The organism is Desulfomarina sp., from assembly GCF_054039375.1.
The window spans coordinates 1-21,904 of record NZ_JBPLBA010000014.1; the positions used below are offsets into that span (position 1 = coordinate 1).

Here is a 21,904-nt window from a genome sequence, read left to right on the forward strand (position 1 = left end):
TCCAGAAAGCAAAATGCAGGAGAAAGAGAAACTTGATATTTTCCTGTTCCTTTTTCAGGTATGGCTGTAATGGTACAGTGATCGATACAATACTTTTTATATCCCCTTCTCTGTATCCATCCGGGCCGTGGCAACGCAGGCAGTTCTGTCGGAGCCTGATTGGTTTTATCAGTCGAAATATAGGATCTTTCCGGGATAATGCAGTCAGGAAAACTTCCTGGCTGCCTGCGGATATCCGTGCTGCAGCTTCACTTTCCCATCCGTCAGTTGTCGTATTGCCGTCAATTATTTTCAGGCTTGGAAGCTGGTTATTTCCTTTGTTCAGTCTATTGAAATTTTCAGAGACCTGTTGAAGAATGGATGCGGGATTGACGAGGACAAGTTTTTTACCGGACGGGGTGAGAAATTCACGTTCCGGAGTGGTTTTCAGATGGCGATGGGGAGAGTCGACGCCATCTTGGACAATATATACACCGCCATGTTCTACAGCCCATGATCGAAAAGCCAGATCTTTTTTGTAAACAGTCAGCGCTCTATTGCGAGCCACCTCCATGGTGGTTTTCTTTTCCTGGACAGTATCAAAATAAAAGCAGAGTCCAAGGAAAAATGAATAGAGGCCGCAGGCAAGAATGCTGATAATGGTGATGTTGTTTTTGATTGTGTATGCCCGCATCTCTTGTTGGAAATTCAGTAACAATGGATTGTAGGTACTGCCGGTTATATTATTTTCGGTGAAAGGGAAATGAAAGTCAAGGTCAATGATTATTACCGAAATCCTGTACTCCAGAAAATGAAAAAGACAATTTTAAATTGTAAATCAACGTATTATGATAGTAATCCTGTAATCGGTAAGTTTGGAGTTTTCACTTTCCTGCCGAAGATGCAAAGTTTATTTTGTCGGTCAGAAATTACGATTCATTGTTTTCATCCGATTTCAGTATGTTTCTGGGGAAACATACTGAAATCGAGTAACAATGTTGTTTTTTTACGGTTGATTGAGAGCTGAGACTGTTTTTCGCAGGAGCCAGATCAGGCAGATGATACCCACTGCCAGAGTAGCAAAGAAGAAGACCATTGACGAGTATTGCGGGGCAAGTTGCAATTGGTCCAGGCTGAACCAGTCCGCCAGGAAACCGGAACGGACCCATGAGCGGATAAAAGTCATCAATATGACAAGGATGACAGCTCCGGACAATGTCACCATCAGTTTTTCCTTAACAGCTCCATAGATGATCCCTGCAATCAGAAGCAGGCTGAGAATAAAAACAGCGGTCGGCCCCCCCTGTCCACCCAGAAAGAGCCGCATGACAGTCACCGGAAGAGAAAAGAGATACCAGGTCCCCGCCAGGATATTGATGATGGTACAGATGAGAAAGCTTCGCATGCCGTAGTGCAGGGCATGATCTGCCAGCTCAGGATTTCGGCCGGCTTTGAACCGGCCGAGCAGGGCCACGAACAGACCTCCAATGGCTATACTTCCCAGCATCATATGGAGATATCTGGGGAGAAAATTAATATGGCCTGTTGCCAGGAGAGTGCCGTTCATATGATCAAAGTAGCCTGTGTATGTCCGGGGAAGAAGCATGAGAAGCATATTGTTGGAAAAAGCCCAGCCGATGGCCAGGAAAAGAATGGAGACAAGGGTTCCGATCCATATTCCTGCCCGGCCAAGCTGCACAAAGCGGAAATCGTACAGGTAGGCTCCGTAATAGGCAATAATGAGTGCCGGGATAACGAGTATCCAGATAAAACCCATAAGGACGGAACTGGTGTAGAGAAATTGACCATAAAGAACCTGGGCAAAGAGGAAGGGCGCAACTCCGAGGTTGACCGTAGTGGCGATAATCAGTGGCAGTACAATAGCTATCCGATGGGCAAGACGCAACCGGATTTCACCACCTTTGAAATGTTGTATCACTCCCAGGATCAGGCCGCCAAGCATCGCATTCATGGTGAGAAGATGGAGAGGAAAGGTAAGGAGCAGCAGGAACTGGAACCAGCCCCAGGCCGCCGGTATTGTATCAGTATGTGGGATAAGCAGGTTTTCCATTATTGACCTCCTTTGAGACTGTCCAGGTATTCGGCAAGTTCCGATCGTTCTTTTTCTGTACCGTCAAATGGTGTCATTTCATCGGAAATTTCATCAAGGGTGAGAAGAGTGGATGCAATCGAATTGACATCTTCCTCTTCAAAGGCTGGTGCCAGATCATCTGGTTCATGGCAGGCGGAACAGTTATCTTCAAAGAGCAGCCTTCCCCTGGCAAGGGGGCTGTCTGCAATCCGGATGGTATCGGAGATGTCCTTACCATGGAGTTCCCCGGCAATAAAGGCAGCAAGGGCCTTCTGTTCCTCCTGTGTGCCTGCAAACGGAGGCATGAAATAACGCAGTTTGTGAATTTTTCCGAGATACTTTGTGAGGGCGGAATAACTCATGTTTTCGGTCAATTTGATAAGATCATTATTGCTTCCTCCCAAAGTGTGACATGGGTAACACTGGTGGATATACAGTTCCCTGCCGGCATCAACTCTGTTGCTGGCTGACAGTTCTCTATTGCGTATCCATAGAGCGGATTTAAGATAACCGTCACTGTTGATCCTATCCATATCCTTTTTGAGGATAGAATTGGAATACATCACTTCATTGATGACATAGGGACGGCGGGCAGCTTCCCTTGTCCATTCAAATGAGCCGATAATAAGCAGGCCGCAGATCATGGAGACTATGGAGACACTTTTCAGATTCCAGGAGGGCCGGAGGATGCCTGCGACAAGGGTTATAACCAGCAGAAGAATGACTGCAACCAGACCCCATTGCAGTACCCAGACAATGGTTGGGGATTTTCCCAAGACCAGATCCTTTGCCTGGACAGGCAGGGCGTAGAGATACCAGATGCCACTGGGTATCGCACCGATGAGAGCCGCCAGGGACCAACTGCCGGAGAAGCGGGTCATGGCTGCATGTACTTCCCGGTCACGGCTAAAAGCACTGGAGAGGTAACCGTAACAACCGGCAATCAGGATGGCGATAAAGGTGCGGAAAAAAAGAGAAGGTAGAAAGGAAGGATTGAAGAATCCGGTCCAGAAATCATGATTTTCCACCCAGGCCCCGGGTGTGAGCATGACACCGATGATGCCGTTGATAAGCAGAAGGGATATCCATGCGCTGATAAAATAGAGCCATCCCACCTGCAGGTGGGTTTTAGAATCCATTTTGTCAAACATGTAATAGTAAACGAAAGCAGCGGCAATTTCCACGGAGAAGAATACCCACTCGGCCGCCCAGCCGAAAACGAAATTGTGAACCAGAAGGGAGGCACCAGCCGGATTGACCAGGGCAATAATAAACCAGATGCCGACTCCGGTAATTGAGCCGAAAACCATGGTTACAAGGAGAAAAAAACGGGCGTGTCGTTTGGTGAAATCGAGAATCTTCTGATTGTTCTCGGCCAGACCTTTCTTTTCGCAGTAAATGAGATAAAGACCACCACCAACAGCAAAATGCGAGACAAAAACATGCAGGATGGCAATCAGGGCGATGAGAAACCCTCCACCGGTTTCCGGCAGATACCAGACAGGATAATTCATATTTCCTCCTTTCTTGCAACCTTTTTGTTGCCCTTATTTGTGATATCTGAACGTATCAGGAAAATGATACCTTATAATTGTTATGATTTGCAAATATTGAGCCGGAAAAAAGAATGTTTCCGGAATACACTATCAGGGATAGAACTTGCAATGTGTTCAAAAAAAAATCTGATTACGTATGAAACTCAGCTTGTTATTTGTGAGCCTGGGGATTTGGCCTGTTTTATCAGGCGTATTTCAAAAATCACATTAGACTGATTATAAAATGACCTGGACTGATACTTTTCATTTGAATTCCTTATCAATTGAGATTTCCAGTGATTTTTGACCGTAGGCTAGCCTGATCAAACAGGCACATCCACAATTTGGCTGAGTTTCATGGGGAATCAAGAAAAAAAAAGGAGTTATAAAACATGAATGTTTTATAACTCCTTTTGCATTTTGGTAGCGGGGGGCGGATTTGAACCACCGACCTTCGGGTTATGAGCCCGACGAGCTACCAGACTGCTCCACCCCGCGTTGAGATTTGCCAATATACACCAATTGCAGATATTGTAAATAGTTATTTTTTCATTTTCTGAAGTACAGGATTCCGGTTATAGAATTTCCCCTGTGAGGAGTTATCTTTTTATGACTGAAGGTGCCACGGATTCAGGATGATTTCATCTGCAGCGCTTCTATCCTGCGGATTATTTCTTCCGGCAGGCGTGTCAGTTTGCCTTCCCTGGTTATTGCGGCATGGACCGTAAAGCCCTTGACCAGGAGTTTAGGCCGTTTGCCGTCTTTTTCATTTCGCAGAATCCTGTAGCTGAATTTACATTTTATCCTGGTTACTTCGGCAACGGTCGTTTCAATGGTGAGCAAATCGTCATAAAAAGCAGGAGCCTTGTAACGGGCCCAGCATTCTGTTACGGGAAGAACAAAGCCAAGTTTTTCAATTTCCCTGTAGGAACAGACATGCTCCCGCATCAGTTCGGTTCTTCCCATCTCAAAATAACGGAGAAAATTAGCGTTGTAGACGACACCCCCTGCGTCGGTGTCCCCATAGAGAACCCTGGTCTCGGTGGTAAAAATATGCTCGGACATCAATTCTGTTCCAGAAGTTTATTGATAAGGGTATGACCCTCTTTTATGGAATTATTCTTTTCGGCATCATAGGCAAGACAGTTCTTTTCACAGAATGATTTTCCTGAACCGGGCTCCTTCTCCCTGGAGTCATAGAGCAGGGTCGGGACAGGATCGGAAACATGGGTCCGCAGGGAAAGTGGTGTGAAATGATCCATGGTGACGATGACGCGAAAGTCTTCCTGCAGGCTGCGCAGTTCGTTTATAATCGGACAGACAATACGGGCATCAAAATCCTCGATAGCCTGTATTTTGGCACTGAGGGAGCCTTGGTGGCCCGCCTCGTCGGGGGCCTCAAGGTGGACAAAAACAAAATCATGTTTTTTAAGAGATTGTGTTGCCGCCTGGGCCTTGCCCTCGTAGTTTGTGTCAATATAGCCGGTTGCACCGGGCACATTGATGACATCAAGACCGCCGATGACTCCCAGTCCTTTGAGCAGGTCAACGGCGCTGATCATGGAGCCGCTGATACTGAATCGTTTTGTCAGTGAGGGCGCGTCAATCATTTTCCCTTCTCCCCACAGCCAGATGTGGTTGGCCGGGTTTTTCCCCTCTTTGAGGCGTTTCATATTTACAGGATGGTTTTTGAGAATCTCACCGCAATTGCTGACAAGTTCAGACCAGCCGGGACTGTCGAGATAGCGTTGCCGGAATTCCGTGACATCCTTTTCGATATGGTCATGGGGCGGGACGGTGGTGAAACCGGGGTGTTCTCCTCTGAAAACAAGGAGGTGGCGATAGCTTATTCCCGGTTTGAAATGAAAGCGGTCATCGGTGCACTCCGCTTCCAGACTGGTTATCAACTTATGGGCTTCTTCAGTACTGATATGACCCGCTGAGAAATCGCGCATTGCAGCCTTATCGTCAATCAGATCCAGAGTTACAAGATTGCAGCGGAAGACAATCTCATCCTGTGCAAGCCTTATACCCATGGATGCTGCTTCAAGGGGGGCTCTTCCCGTGTAGAAACGGGCCGGATCATAGCCCATAAGAGTCATGTTGGCCACATCGCTGCCCGGAGGAAAACCCTGCGGAACCGTATTGGTCAGAAAAAACTCTCCTTTTCGGCAGAGTTCATCCATGGCAGGTGTTCGGGCCGCTTCCAGCACTGTTTTTCCGTTGAGCTCGCCGACGGGATAGTCTCCCATTCCGTCACCCACAAGGATAAGGTATTTCATTATCAGCCTATTCGGAGATGAGGAGTCTGATCTTCACCGTGGGTGAAGTGCATACATCGAGTTCATCAATTTCCCTGATTGCCCGTTTGACATTTCCCTCCGTGGCACTGTGGGTCATGAAAACAATATAGACCGGCTCATTGGCGTCATGTTCCTGCTGGACCATGGATTTGATGGAGATGCCGTGTCTGCCGAAAATTGAGGTGATACGGGCGAGAACCCCCGGTTTGTCCAGAGCTGTTACACGGAAATAGTAGGGACAGACCAGTTCATCCATGGGCGTGATGACCGGTTCTTCCATATTGTCCGGGAGGTAGGAAAGGGCCGGAACACGGTTGACGCTGTCCTGCAGAATATTTCTCCCGATGTCGACAACATCGGCAGCTACAGCACTTCCTGTTGGCATCATCCCGGCACCCTGACCATACAGGAGAACATCACCGACGGTATCTCCGTTAAACTGGATGGCGTTGAATGCCCCGCTGATTGTGGACAACATATGGTTATCAGGAACCATCGTGGGGTGGACCCTGGCCTCTACATGCTTCCCGTGGTTTCGGCTGATAGCCAGCAGCTTGATACGGTGCCCCAGGGTTCCGGCAAACTCAATATCGGTCGGTTCGATCTCGCTGATTCCTTCCACGTGAATATCATCAAGGTGGACATGGAGTCCGAAGGCAATAGTCATGAGGATAGCCAGTTTATGCGCTGTATCAATACCTTCCACGTCATAGGTGGGGTCGGCTTCGGCAAAACCGAGTTCCTGGGCCTCCTTCAGAACTTCATCAAAACCCATACCGTCATCGGTCATTTTAGTCAGGATATAGTTCGCGGTGCCGTTCATTATCCCTTTTATATAATTGATTTTGTTGGCTACCAGTCCTTCTTTCAACGCTTTTATGACAGGAATTCCCCCACCCACACTGGCCTCGAATCCGACCTCGACGTTGTTCTGGGCCGCCGCCTTGAATATTTCACGGCCATGAACCGAGAGCAGGGCCTTGTTGGCGGTTACTACGTGCTTGCCTTTGTTGATGGCTTCAAGCAGAAAAGACTTTGCCGGTTCCATACCTCCGATGAGCTCGACAACTATATCGATTGACGGGTCGTTAAAGATGTCCTTTGCGTCCCGGGTAAGGGTAACATTACTGAATTCGTCAGGAAGAAAGTCCAGGGCTATGTCAGCCACAGTCGTGAGGGTAAAGGTGATGCCTGATCGTTGAATGAGTCGTTCCCGCTGGGATAGCAGGGCCTGCGCGAGTCCTTTGCCCACCGTCCCGAAGCCGATGAGACCGATGCGTATTTCTTTCATAGTTTGTATTCTGATCTGAGTTTATCTGTAACCGTTAACAATTCAGAGGTAATAAAATCATGGAGTTGCTACCTCTGCGACCAATTACTTTTGAGTTTGGGCCTGTGTCATAATGACACCTGAATCCTGCAATTGGCAAGTTTACCGGCGATGTATGGTTCAATGGCGCTGAAGTGTAGGATTCAAGTGATATTGAAAGTAATCGCTTTAGCAGTGAAAGTCAAAATCTATGGGGAGATATTTTTATGGCTCGCCAGTGCCTTTTCGGCTATAATACTTGCCCTGAACCCTGCTTTCTGCATACGGGAACAACCCGGAAAGTAACTCCTTACGGGGGCGGCAACTCTATGAATTTAATACTTCTGAACTGTAATTGCTCACGGGTACCCTGGAAAGAGCATTGATGAGTGTTTTTCAGCGGAAATATTTTTGCCGCTGTCTGGTTCACCTGAAATGAGTTAAGTGGTGACGGGACTGTTATGGGCAAAGAATCCGGAGTTGTGGATCGGGTAATTGCATCATGTACTCTTCTGTTACTGTCGTTTTTATAAAGTATTTATATCAAATTGTTTTTAAAGGAGAAAATTATGGGAAAGAACATCCTGTTTTTTGGGCCGAATGGCAGTGGTAAAGGCACCCAGGGTGCAATCGTGCAGAAAAAATTCAATATTCCTCATATTGAATCGGGTGCAATCTTCCGTGAGCATATCGGTGGCGGGACCGAACTCGGGAAAAAGGCAAAAGAGTATATTGACAGGGGAGATCTGGTGCCGGATGATATCACCATTCCCATGATGATTTCCCGGCTGCAGCAGGACGATTGTAAAGATGGCTGGATTCTTGATGGTTTTCCCCGTTCAAAAGACCAGGCGATTACCCTTGCTGAAACTTTGAAAAAAGAGGGGCTTGCCCTGGATTACGTGATTGAGATTGTTCTTGATCGTGAAATTGCCAAAGAGCGAATCATGGGGCGTCGACTCTGTGTGAATGATAATAATCATCCCAATCATATAGCTTTTGAAGCTATCAAACCTGTAGAAAAAGATGGAAAACTTGTTTGCCGTGTATGTGGGGGTGAACTGAAGACCCGTGCTGATGATCAGGATGAAGAGGCCATTAACAAACGTCATGGCATTTATTATGATGAAGAAACAGGAACAATGGCCGCTGTAAATTACTTCAAGCAGGCCGGTGGGCCGAAAGTTATTTCTGTTGATGGTTCTGTTTCCATTCAGGAGGTAACCGAGGCCATAATGAAAGAGCTGTAATTGCATCGTTAAACCTGTCTTCTCCTGCTGTTATCACTTACGGGAGTGACGGTTAACCGGCACAAAGGGCTGTCCCGAACTTCGGGGAAGCCCTTTTTTGCCTTTATCGAGAGAGTTTTACCCAGGGACCCTGAGTCAGTCAGGAATGTATCAATTATGGAAAAGAAGCCAAATGCAACCAGGCCCGGCAAGGTATATCTGGTTGGTGCAGGACCGGGGGATCCCGGTCTTATAACCGTACGTGGAAAAAGACTGCTGGAGCGGGCGGAGGTCGTTTTTTATGATTACCTCGCCAGCAAGAAACTGTTGAATCATGTTCCGGTCTCTGCTGAACGTATATACGTTGGGAAAAAAGGTGGAGTGAAACATACCCACACCCAGGACGAAATCAACCAGATGCTGGTGGACCATGCACAGGCGGGGAAGATCGTTGTCAGGCTGAAGGGTGGGGATCCGTTTATCTTCGGTCGGGGAGGAGAGGAGCTTGAAGTCCTGCACAGGGAGGGAGTCGCTTTCGAAGTTGTGCCCGGAGTTACATCGGCAACAGCGGCCGCCACCTATGCCGGGATTCCCATAACCCATCGTGGATATACGGCCTCTGTCGCTTTTCTGACCGGACATGAGGATCCTACCAAGGAAACATCAAATATTGACTGGGAAAAACTGGCAACGGGAGTGGGTACCCTGGTTGTCTATATGGGGATTAAAAATCTTCCGGTTATCATGGATAATCTTATTCGACATGGACGCGATCCCAAAACTCCCGTGGCCGTTGTCAGGTGGGCTTCCACTCCCGAGCAGCGCTCTGTCGTCGGTACTCTGGAAACGATTACCGATATCGTCAGGGACAGTGGTATAAAACCGCCTTCTCTTATTATTGTTGGAGAAGTGGTTAAACTGCGCGAGAGTATCGACTGGTTCGAGAAACGACCTCTTTTCGGCAAAAAAATCATAGTCACCAGGACTAGAGAACAGGCCAGTGAACTTGTTGCCGGACTTGAAGAATTTGGAGCAGACTGTATTGAGTATTCTACCATTAATATAAAACCGGTAGAATCCTATGAAATACTTGATGACGAACTGGAACGGCTTGATGAATATCATTGGATTCTTTTTACGTCCTTAAACGGAGTCAGGTATTTTTTTGAGCATCTCTATGCAAAGGGTATGGATGCCAGAGACCTGAAAGGTCCTGATATTGCCGCAGTGGGAAAAAGCACGGCCGATCTCCTTCTGCAGTACGGTATAAACGCTGATCTTATACCCAATACCTTTACCGGAGAGGGGCTGGCTGAAAGTCTGCTTGATCAGGGTGTTGAGGGACGGAATATCCTCATTCCCCGTGCCCTGAAAGCCCGCGAAATATTGCCGGAAACATTGCGGGGTGCTGGAGCCCAGGTCATGGTTGCCCCCGTATATCAGAATTGTCCGGCAGTTCAGCCGAAAGAGAGCCTGCGGGCTGATCTGGAAATGGGACGAATCGATATGGTCACCTTTACGAGTTCTTCGACGGTCAGAAATTTTCTTTCCATGGTGGATGCGGAAAGTCAGGATGAGCTGGAAAGGCTTATGGAGGGGGTTGATATTGCGGCCATAGGACCGATAACCGCGAAAACGATTACGGATAATGGATTGCAGGTTACTGTTCAGGCGGAAGAATATACTATTTCGGAGCTGGTCTGGTCCATTGTGGAGTATTATACAAAAGAGTAGGGTTTATTGTTAATGGAGAGTTGCCGTCTGTTGTACGACTTTCGACGGGAAACCTTATCTGGAACAGGGCTTGATGTAATTGGCCACGGGGATAGCAGCTCTATGATTTTATCACCTCTGATGTGTAATTGCTCACAGGTACCGCAGATTTTTGCAGGCTCTTTTGTTCGCCATAACCAACCTATGCGGACAAAAGAGACCGTGAAAAGCTGGGGTGTCTGTGAGCAATTACGGCTTGATGCGTCAGTCGGTGATAAAGGAGAGACTGAAGAACGAAAGGAAAAAGCCCTTTTCTGCAGACCATGCGGATATGGTATTACCGGAAAGAGAGAGGCAATAGAAGTCAATGGAGCCCATGAACACACTTTTTTTAATCCTGCCGGGGTGGTTTTTCATTTAGGTTGTTTTCGTATTGCCCCGGGATGTGTACAGGCTGGACCGGCAACCAGTGAATTCACTTGGTTTAAAGGATATATCTGGCGTTTTGCCCTCTGCGGGAATTGCGGGGTCCATCTCGGCTGGCAGTATCAGCAGGATGAATCGAGGTTTTTCGGCCTGATTCTGGCTCTCCTGCGGGAATGAGACAGGTGAAAGAAGTGAACAGCAATTCCTGATTACCCATGAAACTCAGCTGGTTTGGAGATGTACCTGCTTTCTCAGGTTGATCTGCCTGTGAGGAATTACAACTCAGAGGCCATAAAATCATGGAGTTGCTGTTTTTGCGAGTAGTTACCCTTTATCTCTTTGAAGTTCCTGGTGAATTATTTTACCGAGCAATTCCAGTTTATACGGTTTCTTTATATACCGTCCTGCTCCAAGGCGCTGTGCCTGCTTCACCCGGTCTGTTTCCGAAAAACCACTGGCGATTATTGCTTTCTGGCGGGGATTGAATTTAACGATATTTTCGTATGTTTCCAGGCCGTCCATACCGTTGTCCATGATCATGTCCAGCATGACAAGATCTGCAGTATCGTTTTCCAGATAGGAAACAGCCTCTTCACCACTGGCAACTGAAATAACCGTATAATTTAATCGTTTAAGAATGGCACAGGCAATTCGACGCTGGTAATCAATGTCGTCAACCACAAGGATTTTCTCCCCGTTTCCTTTGAAATCTTCTACTTCTCCAGGGATTCCTCTCTTTTCAATATGCTCTCTGCAGATGGGAATATAAACATCAATTATTGTCCCTTTATTTTTATCGCTGATAATGTCTATGTATCCCTTGTGATCCTCAATAGTTCCCCAGACAACGGTAAGTCCAAGACCCGTTCCGCTTCTGCCCATGACTTTTTTCGTATAAAACGGTTCAAAAATCCTTCTCAGATCTTCCGGATTAATTCCTTCTCCCCTGTCAATGACACTGAGGACCGAGTATTCCCCCGGGGCAATTGACTGGTATCCTTCCAGGGTTTTGTCCAGGCAGCGACTGGATGTCCTGAGTAGAATTTCTCCACCCCTGACCTGTGCTTCCGCCGCATTGGAGACAAGATTCATAATGACCTTTTTCAAGGGAGTGGGGGAGCCTTTGATATTGGGCAGGTTCTCTTCGAGGATAAGTTTTACTTCTATTTCAGGGTGATAGCTGATCATTTTCCTGTATTCAGGGGAGGAGACGTACTCTTCTACCAGGGTATTGAGATTCAATACCTGGGTGGAAAAAACACCGCGACGTGTCAAGGTCAGCAGGTCATTTACAATTTCTGCAGCTTTTATCCCTGAATCCCGTATGGTTTCAATTCGTTCACGCAGGGGAGAGTCCTGATCAATATCAAGCAGGATAAGATCGGGATAGCTGACGATCCCCGAGAGCACATTGTTGAGATCATGGGCAACTCCACCGGCGAGGAGACCAAGGGATTCCATTTTTTTGGATCGTTCCAGCTTTTCCTGCAGCTCTTCCCTTTCCAGCTGGGCAATACGCCTTTCAGTGATGTTCCTGGCCACCCACATGGTTCCGGTAAACCCGGAAATATCATCAAAGAGAAAAGAGATTGTTACTTCACACCAGATTGTGGAACCGTTCCTGTGTTTAATTTCAAGTTCCAGGATGGCGGGCTGTGGTGGACTGCTGTCTTTTCTTTCTGAAACATTGATCTCTTCAATAAACTGCTGGAGGACAGTGCAGGATGCCTCCACAAGAATCTTGTCCATTTCCGATCCAATCAGCTCTTCAGGCTTCCATCCGTACATTTTTTCTGCCACCGGGCTGACATACGAATATTGGAAATCCGTGTTCAATGTCCAGATCACATCTTCAATATTTTCAGCTAGAAATCGATATTTTTCCTCACTTTTCCTTAAGGCTTCTTCAGCATGGATCCGTTCTTCAATCTGCTTTTTCAGGATCGAGTTGGAGCGGGTCAACTCATTGGTCCGTTCATTGACCATATGTTCGAGTTTGACCTTTTCCCCGACTATCCTGCTGTATAACAGAACCGCCAGAAGAATCATCTGGAAAAAAATGAATACAAACAGGTGGGTGTATAATGTCTCAGGGATCCAGACGGCTTCTATCCAGCCGATAATATTGTTGTTATATATTATCTTCGAAACCAGGATAACTCTGGAGGTGAGATGAATTCTGATGAGAATCGACTCGAGTGGAGTCGGAAAAGAGGTTGAAATTTCCTGAAAAAGTTCACCGTTATGGCTGATTACCGCAAGTTTTTCATAGTGATTTGAGTCGGCGGCAAGCTTGAGATATTCAATGGCACCATTAAAGTTGAAATTCCATAAATCATCGGCAATGATGCGGGCGTGCTGGTCGAGTTTTTCCTGGGCCTGTTCAGAGACATATTTTTCATATGACAGGGTAAAGACGCAGAACAGTATTGTCAGCAGTCCCATGGCCCATATCGGCAGTTTTGTGTGGTGTCCTGCAATATTCATGGTGAATTGCTCTGGATGTTGACAAAATGCCGAATTGCGTTGTTCAGTTGTCTGATTGTGCCATCCTCAACCTGTTTAGAACACAGGAGATAAAAAGAATTACCCGGCGGATTGTCGCTGAGGGTGATTAATCTGAATTTTTCACTGTTCAGCCCGGAGAACAGGAGGAGATCCTGGGCCTCTTCCTGGGACATGAAGCAGTAATCTGCCCGGTGTGTCTCAATCATCTTCAGCATGCTGCGGTTATCTGCAGTGGTATAAACCGTCCAGGGGGTGAGATCTTCCAGGCGTCTTGTTATCTTTCGGCCGTAAGGATGGCCGACTTTGATGAGCAGGCGGATTTTTGATTCAGAGAGAAGACTGTCAACCGTTTCCACGTCGTGAAGATATGGAATGTCAGCTCTTGCAATGGCAACGAACGGTTTATTTTTGTATATAGGCAGTGTGTATTTCCCGAATATTTCACCCTCGGCAGTTTTAAACCATCCCGCCCCGCATGCCCTGACCGTGTTCTTTTTGATGAGAATCATCTGCTGTTTGAGCGGCATTCTTTCCCAGACGAAGTTCATGCCGATTTTTTCAAACAGCATGGTGACCGGAGTAGCAATCAGTCCACGTGTGCCATCTTTGGAAGTGATGGTGTATGGTCGTTTTTCCTGAAAAAAAATGACCATTTTCCCGGCTGCCTGTGGATTGGAATCATTGTTCTCCTGTTCTTCCACAAAAGGCGCGGTAACTTCATGAACAGCCGAGCGAAAGAACAGTGTCATGAGTACCGCACTGGAGCAGAGGAGGATAAAGAAGAATTCTCTGGGGTTGTTATTTTTCACTGCAATCGCATCCGGTCAGCAGAAACAGGGGAGACGAAACAGATTTCTCACTCGAGAGATGTTTCGTGTAATCGTCGATCGGGAATTACTTTCCTGTTACTATTATACGTAACAAAAAAAAAATGACCAACTTCCATTTATTTTTTCAGCAAAGAGTTTGCCTGAAAGTGAGGGAAAGCAAAAAAAGATCAGCTTGCTTTGATCAGATCAAGGAGATCATCCGATTTCATTTTGGCGCTGATATCACTGCCTTCGAGGAGGCTTCCGGCCAGATCCCGTTTTTCCTGGTGAAGTTTGACTATTTTTTCTTCAATGGAATCCTTGCAGACCAGTCTATAAATGGTCACGGGACGGGTCTGCCCGATTCTGTGGGCCCGGTCGGAGGCCTGGTCTTCGACCGCTGGATTCCACCAGGGATCCATATGGATGACATAGTCGGCGGCGGTCAGATTGAGACCGAGGCCTCCGGCCTTCAGACTGATGAGAAAAAGATCACCCTGGCCGGATTGAAAGGTCTCCACCCGTTCCTTGCGCTTTTTTGAACTGGTACTGCCGTCGAGATACTGGTAATAAATTCCCTGTTCATCGAGATATTCCCTGATGATTCGGAGATGACCGATGAACTGACTGAAAACCAGGGCCTTGTGATTTCCGCCGATGAGTTCCTCCACCAGTGAAGCGAAAACTTTCAGTTTTGAACTTTCTATACTGGTGTCATTGTCCAGGAGACGGGGGTTGCAGCATGCCTGTCTCAGTTTCATGATTTCAGTAAGAATCTGGATATGTCGTCCTTTCCTGTTTCTGCTGTTTTCCAGCAGGTCAATGGCATTCTGTCGAAGTGCCTCGTAAAAATGCGCCTCTTCGGGGCTCATTTTCACATCAAGGGTGATTTCTGTTCTCGAGGGCAGTTCCTCCAGTACCTGGGATTTTATCCTGCGAAGAATAAAGGGGCGGATCAGTTTTTTCAGTTTCAGTTTGGCATCCCTGTCCTGGTAGCGTTCTATGGGTATGGCAAAACGTTCGTTGAAACTGTTCAGGCTTCCCAGGAGGCCGGGATTAATAAAGTGGAAGAGGTTCCAGAGTTCTCCAAGATGGTTTTCTATTGGGGTCCCTGTTGTGATAATTTTGAATTCTGCCTGGAGGGACATGGCAGCTTTGGAACGTTTTGTTGCGGCATTTTTTATGGCCTGGGCTTCATCCAGGATGACCGTCTGCCATTTAACCGAAGAGAGCAGTTCACTCTCCTGCTGCAGCAAAGTGTAAGTGGTAATCAGCAAATCAAATTTACCGAGATTTCTGACCGTTTCCTTTCGATCTTTTCCGGTAAACAGTTTTATATTGATGGTCGGGGTGAATCGGGTCACCTCCGACTGCCAGTTGGTGGATACGGAGGTGGGGGCAACTACCAGTGACGGGCCGTTTGCGGCAAGTTTAAGAATAATTGCCAGCGACTGCAGAGTCTTTCCCAGGCCCATATCGTCTGCAAGACAGCCGCCTACTCCCCAGTGGGCCAGCCTTGCCAGCCAGTTAAAGCCTTCCCGCTGGTAATCCCGCAGTTCCGCCTGCAGGGTGGAGGGCAGTTCCGGAGTGAAGTTCTGTGCAGCCTGTATTCTTTCAATCTGTTTTTTCCAGCCATCATCGGCGTCGGTTACTGCCTGCGCTGCCAGCTTTTCAAGGGGCATCGCCGCCAGAGGATGGATGAGAATCTCACTGGAATCATCATCCATGCTGTCTGCGAAGATATTCATATCTTCTAGGCGTTTCTTGAATTCCTGGGTCAGGGCGATGAATTGCCCCGGTGCGATTTCCACAAATCTTCCAGGGGCGTCCTTGACCTTCGCCAGCAACTCTTTGAGTTCGATGACCTGGCCCTGGTCAAGAGTCAGGTTGCCACTCATGGCAAACCAGTTCTGTCGGTTAGTGCGGATTTTCAGATTAAGATTTTCCAGGGATGCTTTATGGGTGATGGTGAGTTTTTCCCCCTCCGGCCATTCGATAACAACCTTGTCCCGGATGGCCTGCAGCTCAGTCAGGGCCTGGAGGCAGTCGTCCGGGTCCTGAAGGTGCCATTCCCGGTCATTTTCCTGCTCCATGTCAATGGCAAGATCAAGAATGGGACAGAGTTCTTCAACATCTCTGGCTCTTTCCTCTTCCAGGGCCAGATTTCTTTTGGTCTGCAGTCGTTTTCCCTTGACTTCGGCCATGATGTTTTCCACCCCCTGGCCCGGCTTGAGATAGTGGCCTCCCTCGATAAAGGGTTTGACAAACATCTCCAGGCGAAATCCGGTGCCATAGGGGATAAGATGCATATAGATGGTGGAGTCGGCTTCCACATAGGTGATGTTGGAGGACCGGTTGCTTGCCTTGTCTGCAGCAATTGCTGAATGAACTGTCATAAAGGAGGAAATATTGCCGATGGCGGTGAGTACCTGTTCGCTGGCCGACAGGGGAACAGTCATGCCGTCTTTTCCTGTTATCTGGGCGATTCTGCGATGGTTTTCGTTGATGGTGATGATTTTGACCCGTGTGGGTGTTTCCCGGAAATAACTGATATTGTCGGTGGAGACAGGCTGGGAAAAACGGATATGGAGAAATTCTCCCCGTTCTTCCACCAGAAGTTCAGGCTCTCCGGCAACGAACTCGACCGGTGTCGAAGGGGATTCTGCGAGAAAAAGCAGGGGGTGCCCGATCATGGCAACCAGGGCTCGGTCCATGTCGAAAAAATAACTGGTGCTGTGGGTTTCGTTATTGTGGACTTTTTTGATTGCCGCACATATTTTCCTGTCCTGGGGGGAGAGGTAGGTCAGTTTGCTGGTCTGGTAGAGTCTGGAAAGAGAAATGGGCCTCCCCTTGGTCCATTCTCCCCCCGGTGCCAGTTTCTGTTCCCGTGGACCAATGGTGATTCGTGTTCCTTCAAAGGAGATAGTCCAGACCAGACGTATGGATTGCTGGGGGTTGTCTATGTCCTGTGATGTCGCATAGATAAGCGCCTGAAGACTGCGTTTCCACGGTTCTTCCGGCTCCAGAATTGACAGGAGGGAGAGGATTTTCGATTTTTCTCGCAGGCGAGATGTTATGGCAAGATATTCACTGTTGTCATGGCTGACAGTGGCCAGAATGTCACCCAGTATGATGGTGAAGAAATCATAGCTCCCTGTTCTGGCATGGTTGAAGAAATTGAGAATCGCTCTTTCCAGTTCCGGAGAGAGTGAACTGTTCAGCCAGTATTGACAGAGACCGGCAAAAACGACAGTCAATGCGTTTCTGTCTTTTCCTTCAGGCAGGATTATTTCGGTGCCCTGCATGCCTTTCGAGATTTGGGAATTGACAACGGTTGCCAGGTAATTGTAGGCGTCGTTTTCCTTTGCCGTACGAAACAGAGAGAGGGCGATACCTATCTGATTGGCGATTGCCGGGAAATCCTTTTCCTGTTCTGAGAGCAGTGCCAGAATATAGAAGAGACCAGTTGGGCCGAAAAATGCCACATTTTCGTCAGAGCTGTATTTTTTCAGGAAACGCAAGTCCTCCTGAAAAGAAGCGATGGCCTCTGTGTTACTGCCAGTGAGGAAGTTAAGAGAGCCGAGAGCACCGGTTCCCTGGAATGAATTTCTGTGGGTAAGTACGAGGTCTTTCGCCTCGGAAAACCGTCCCCTGAAAAGAAGTTCGATAAAAAGCAGTCTTTTAAAAGGAAGACATTCATCACTGCCAAGTGATGAAAATTCGTTTTCATCCGCCAGAAATGCGAGTATCTCCGGGTAGTCGGAGAGGGTTTCGTGGCCGTATTGGAGAACATCACTGAGCAGGTAGAACTGAAAAGAGGTGGGGAGCCCCCGGAACCAGTCGGCATCGAAGGGGGCTGTCATAACCTGGACAGTTGGCGGGGGAGCATCAACCAGCTCCCGACACTGGTTTTCCAGAAATTCCTGGGCATCATCTATCAGGTTGAACTGTTGAGTATAGATGCCGATGCGCATTTCGCGCATGGCCCGCCAGCATCGGGTTGTCCATTTACCGTAATAATAGGAAACAGGCGCTTCATCCTGAATTGCTTTCGCGTAAAGGGAGAATGTACCTTCTTTTACTGCAAGTTTACTTAAAATTTCAGTGATATCGGGGGAACACTGTCGTTTTGCAGTGAGCAGGCCCATCTGTTCAAATTTTGTCAGATAGTGGTTGAGATTGGCAACTGTCGGTCTGTTGCCCCTGGGATTTCTTAATTCAAGTTTTCGCAGGCAGTTGACAATAAGTGTTGAATGAGCAGGTTCATAGACAATAGAGAGAAACTGCATCAGGGCCTGTTCGAATGGAGAAAGCTTTTTATATTGCTCAAGAGAGCCTTTGATTTGCATGGTTGCTGTAATAGTTGCAGAAGAAAAATTCTGTATGCGTATCCCTGAGGTTTCAGGCCACCCACGAAAGACAGCCTTTCATGGTGCCCGGAATCCGTTATGGATCCAGGGTAATTGGCAAGGCGAAATATCAACCTGCCATTATATCATTCTCCGGCCTGTAAGAGAACCAAAAACTGGGAAAAATCGATATCAATATTGATTCGGAAAATCGGCATTCCACTCCTGCACTTCAGAAAATGAAGAAATTGATTAACGTTTTATTTCAATATGTTATTGTGTAATTGTCAAGGTAAGTTATCCACTTTTGGGGTGAATATGTATTTTAACGTTTTTTTAACATAACAAGGTGACAATTGAATTGAACGTGGTAGCCTGAATGTGAAGTGCCTGTCCAGAAATGGTCTTTTGTCAGATCTTTGCTTTGCTGATAATTTTATCCTTGGAATATCAATGGGATGCCTGTGGTAAAATTTTCAGTGCGCTTTGATATTGAGCAAAAAACCCCATTTCTGGATGGAGACTGACTTGTCTTGCCGGTGTCATCGGGATTTTTGAATGTCGGAGAAACCGGATTATGCCATGGAGGAGGATAATGACTGTTTTCGGATATGTGTTCCTTGCTGCTGACGGGCAGGAGCTGGTGTCCCTGGAGCAACAGCGGGAGCAGTTGAAAAAATGCGCAGAAAGGTTGGGGGGGGGACTTGATGACCTGTACGTTGAAAAAGGTGTATCTATAAAGTCCCCGTTCAAAAAAAGAGTTGTGGGTAAAGCGCTTTTTCAGCATGTTCAGGCAGGTGATACTATTCTGGTTCTGCAATGCCGTTGGGTGCTTGGGGGAGGTGCGAAAGAATCGGCAAAACTGGTCCGTATGCTGAGAAAAGCAGGCGTTTCTCTTTACTGCGCTGATCTTGAAACAAGTATTACCCTTGATGAAAAACGCAGGCTCGCGGTTTATCAGGGTGGGGCCGCATTACTGGGAAAACTTCTTCAGGCCATGGCTTCCTGTGAAGCCAGTGAGCATGGAAAAGCAATACGGGCAACGAAACAGCTCAGGAAAGAGCAGGGAAAATATTTAGGGGGGCCGGTGCCTTTTGGTTGGAAGGTGGGCAGCAGAGGATTTCTAGTCAAGAATCCCGAACAGCAGAAAATTATACGAATTATTCAGACCATGCGAAAAAACAGGTGGTCCTACAGGGATATTTCAAAAGAACTGAAAACAAAGTTTGATGTCAGGCTTTCCCATGAGGGGGTTCGCAGGGTGCTGAAATCAAGTGAAAAAAAGAAAGAATAAAACGTCACCCGCAGTCATCCCGGCTTTTCACAGCCGCTCTTGTCCGCGCAGAGAGGTAAAAACGAACAAAAGAGCCTGAAAAAATCCGTGGCAGGTGAGCAATTTCTGTACGGACACTTGTTTTATTATTTTTCCGGCTACAGGCTTTTATGTTTGGTGATTTTTGCTGTTTTTTCCTGATGCATGAGCCAGGCAGAGAGCAGTTGCTGCTGCTTGAAACGCAGAAGGTCATTTTTCAGTTTTGCAACTTCCTCTGATGCTTCTGTCATTTCCGGGACTTTGCTGTCAAGATAGCGGAAGACGTACAACTCATTGTTCACTTTTTCCGGTTTTTCAGGCAGTGGTGACGACGGGGACAATAGAAATACTTTGGCGAGAAGCTCGCCAGGAAAATCACTCTCTCCATTTCTTTCCCTCTTGCTGAGAAATCCAGACTGCAGAAGTTCAAGCCCGTGTTCCGGGGCAACAACTGCAAAATCTTTTCCTGCACGGAGCTGGGCAAGAATTTCTGCTGCACTCTTTTCGGCCAGTTCCATGCTTTTTTCACGTTTATAATCGGCAAGTACACGTTCTCTTACCTCTTGAAAAGATGGAACTTCCGGCTTTTTCAAGTCTTCAGCGAAAAAGATTCCATAACCGGACTGCCCTTTGATGAGGGAACTCAGTTCTCCGCGGTTCAGTTCAAAGCACCTGGAGAGGAATTGAGGATCATCAGCAAGAATCCGGGGAGGGTTCGAACGGGTAAAAAAGTCTGTTTCGATGACCTTCGTGTCGGGATGTTTTTCTGTGTATTGTTTCAAACTGCCGGCACTGATTATGCCTTCATAGGCGTTGTTGGCAACCTGAAACGCGATTTCTTCCGCTTTTTTCCGCTGCAGAAGCCGAACTATTTTTTCTTTCACCTCCGCAAGCGGTTTGACAGATGCCGGTTTGACTTCTTCAAGTTTGATAATATGATAGCCGTATCGGGTTGTTATGACATCACTGATATCTCCGGGTTGCATGGCAAATACCGCTGCATCAAAAGGAGTGACCATGCTGCCTTTTTCAAAGAATCCGAGATCTCCTCCACTCTCCCTGCTCGGACCTTCCGAATATTCTTTTGCCAGCTCGGCAAAATCTCTACCGCCTCTGGCCAGTTTAAGAACCTCGGCGGCTGTTTTTTCCTTTTCTTTCCTGAGCATTTCCGCATCATCTTTTTCGACTTTGAAAAGGATATGCCGGGCATGACGCTGTTCCTTAACGGTAAACAGTTTTTTGTTGCTGTTGTAGTATGATTTAATTTCCACGGGATCAATTTCAATTTTTTTCCCGACTGCATCATAAGTGAATGCAAGGTATTTAAGTTTGAGTTGTGGTTCGGTTTTATAATTATCCTTTACTTTCTGAAACCAGTCGGTCAGGATTTTATCATTTATTTCGACCTGGTCTGAAAACAGTGATGGTGATATTTTTACGTAATCAAGGGCGATTTTTTCATTTATCTGGTTGAAAAGGTCCCTGATTTCGTAGTCTGTGGCCACAGTTGCAAAACTGCTGATTTTTCGGGTAGCCGTTTCCGCCAGTCGGTCATGTTGCATGGAGGCCTCAAATTTGGTGGGGGCCAATCTGTTCTGCGCCAGAATTGCCTTGTAGCGTTCAATGCTGAAGACGCCGTTTTCCTGAAACTGAACCATGTTCTGGATGACTTTCCTGATTTCCTCCTTGCTGACGACTATTCCCATTTCTACAGCACCCTGTCTGAGAAGAGCAGCCTGAACAAGCTGATTTATTGCCTGTTGTTTTACACCAAGAGTTTCCACCAGTCCTTTGGGAACATTGCCTCCGAACTGGTCGCTCAATCTCTGGTATACACGGTCGTAGGCCTGTTGAAACTGTTCGAAAGAAATTTCCTCGCCATTGACAACAAGGGCAGCCTGTCGGCTTCCCATCATATTGGTTCCCACTCCCCAGAAGATAAAAACCAGAGCAATAATAACAACGATAATTTGAATAAATGTGGATTGTGCTTTATCTCGGAGTAATTGCAGCATAAATAGACTCTGTTATTTTATGGTGATTGTAGGGTGTATCTGTTTGCAAATGGCAGTTGCGCACGGGGGCGGCTACCGTATAATTTTATTACCTCTGAACTGTAACTGTTTACAGGTTCCATATGTTCTGACAGGCTCCCCTGTCCGATAAATCTCACCTGATACGGCCAGAAGAGACCATGGAAAGCAGGAGCACCTGCGACTGATTACGTTCGATTTACTCTTTCTTGTTATCCTGTGCAAGTAATTTCCTGTGATACTGGTTTTAATCATTTTTTATTTTCTGAAGTTCAGAATTGAGTAAGAATACATTTGGATATGTGGA

Annotated in this window: 14 protein-coding genes and 1 tRNA gene; 4 read left to right on the forward strand and 11 right to left on the reverse strand. The window is 47.0% G+C overall.

Annotated features, from left to right (window positions below):
* The 7 genes from ACXLDX_RS00880 to ACXLDX_RS00910 all read right to left on the reverse strand — a co-directional run.
* A partial coding sequence (locus ACXLDX_RS00880; RefSeq protein ID WP_457575300.1) for a c-type heme family protein occupies positions 1-673 on the reverse strand: 673 nt, incomplete at its 3' end.
* A 312-nt stretch (positions 674-985) separates the two neighbouring features.
* Complete coding sequence (locus ACXLDX_RS00885) at positions 986-2,050, reverse strand: hypothetical protein (protein WP_457575301.1); 1,065 nt, start codon at positions 2,048-2,050, stop codon at positions 986-988.
* Complete coding sequence (locus tag ACXLDX_RS00890; protein ID WP_457575302.1) at positions 2,050-3,585, reverse strand: c-type cytochrome; 1,536 nt, start codon at positions 3,583-3,585, stop codon at positions 2,050-2,052. The genes ACXLDX_RS00885 and ACXLDX_RS00890 overlap by 1 nt, the downstream gene beginning before the upstream one ends.
* Positions 3,586-4,027: 442 nt before the next feature.
* Positions 4,028-4,104: transfer RNA gene (locus ACXLDX_RS00895), tRNA-Met, on the reverse strand.
* 132 nt (positions 4,105-4,236) lie between these two features.
* Entirely contained in the window at positions 4,237-4,671 is a 435-nt protein-coding gene (locus ACXLDX_RS00900; protein ID WP_457575303.1) for an acyl-CoA thioesterase, read from the reverse strand.
* Positions 4,671-5,888: a cofactor-independent phosphoglycerate mutase gene (locus ACXLDX_RS00905; protein ID WP_457575304.1), complete on the reverse strand. Its 1,218-nt coding sequence runs from the start codon at positions 5,886-5,888 to the stop codon at positions 4,671-4,673. The genes ACXLDX_RS00900 and ACXLDX_RS00905 overlap by 1 nt, the downstream gene beginning before the upstream one ends.
* A 7-nt stretch (positions 5,889-5,895) precedes the next feature.
* On the reverse strand, positions 5,896-7,200 hold the full coding sequence (locus ACXLDX_RS00910) for a homoserine dehydrogenase (RefSeq protein ID WP_457575305.1): 1,305 nt from the start codon (positions 7,198-7,200) through the stop codon (positions 5,896-5,898).
* A 587-nt stretch (positions 7,201-7,787) separates the two neighbouring features.
* On the opposite strand from ACXLDX_RS00910, the gene ACXLDX_RS00915 reads away from it, so the two are divergent.
* The 3 genes from ACXLDX_RS00915 (at position 7,788) to ACXLDX_RS00925 (ending at position 10,763) form a co-directional block, all read left to right on the forward strand.
* On the forward strand, positions 7,788-8,468 hold the full coding sequence (locus tag ACXLDX_RS00915) for an adenylate kinase (RefSeq protein WP_457575306.1): 681 nt from the start codon (positions 7,788-7,790) through the stop codon (positions 8,466-8,468).
* Between the two features lie 156 nt (positions 8,469-8,624).
* A complete protein-coding gene (gene cobA / locus ACXLDX_RS00920; protein WP_457575307.1) occupies positions 8,625-10,181 on the forward strand; it encodes a uroporphyrinogen-III C-methyltransferase in 1,557 nt (518 codons plus the stop codon).
* Between the two features lie 183 nt (positions 10,182-10,364).
* Complete coding sequence (locus ACXLDX_RS00925) at positions 10,365-10,763, forward strand: cereblon family protein (RefSeq protein WP_457575308.1); 399 nt, start codon at positions 10,365-10,367, stop codon at positions 10,761-10,763.
* A 147-nt stretch (positions 10,764-10,910) separates the two neighbouring features.
* On the opposite strand, the gene ACXLDX_RS00930 is transcribed toward ACXLDX_RS00925, so the two are convergent.
* The 3 genes from ACXLDX_RS00930 to ACXLDX_RS00940 form a co-directional block, all read right to left on the reverse strand.
* Positions 10,911-13,073 (reverse strand): hybrid sensor histidine kinase/response regulator, encoded by a 2,163-nt coding sequence (locus tag ACXLDX_RS00930; protein ID WP_457575309.1) that lies wholly within the window; start codon positions 13,071-13,073, stop codon positions 10,911-10,913.
* Entirely contained in the window at positions 13,070-13,903 is an 834-nt protein-coding gene (locus ACXLDX_RS00935) for a transporter substrate-binding domain-containing protein (RefSeq protein WP_457575310.1), read from the reverse strand. Before ACXLDX_RS00935 ends, ACXLDX_RS00930 begins: the two co-directional genes overlap by 4 nt.
* 188 nt (positions 13,904-14,091) lie before the next feature.
* Positions 14,092-18,252 carry a DEAD/DEAH box helicase gene (locus ACXLDX_RS00940; protein ID WP_457575311.1) on the reverse strand — a complete coding sequence of 1,387 codons (4,161 nt, stop codon included), beginning with the start codon at positions 18,250-18,252 and terminating at the stop codon, positions 14,092-14,094.
* 595 nt (positions 18,253-18,847) lie between these two features.
* On the opposite strand from ACXLDX_RS00940, the gene ACXLDX_RS00945 reads away from it, so the two are divergent.
* On the forward strand, positions 18,848-19,546 hold the full coding sequence (locus ACXLDX_RS00945; RefSeq protein ID WP_457575312.1) for a recombinase family protein: 699 nt from the start codon (positions 18,848-18,850) through the stop codon (positions 19,544-19,546).
* 137 nt (positions 19,547-19,683) lie between these two features.
* Here the strand turns inward: ACXLDX_RS00945 and ACXLDX_RS00950 are convergent, their stop codons facing one another.
* The gene (locus tag ACXLDX_RS00950; RefSeq protein ID WP_457575313.1) at positions 19,684-21,579 is read right to left on the reverse strand and encodes a SurA N-terminal domain-containing protein; all 1,896 of its coding nucleotides are present in this window, start codon (positions 21,577-21,579) and stop codon (positions 19,684-19,686) included.
* Positions 21,580-21,904: the final 325 nt, after the last annotated feature.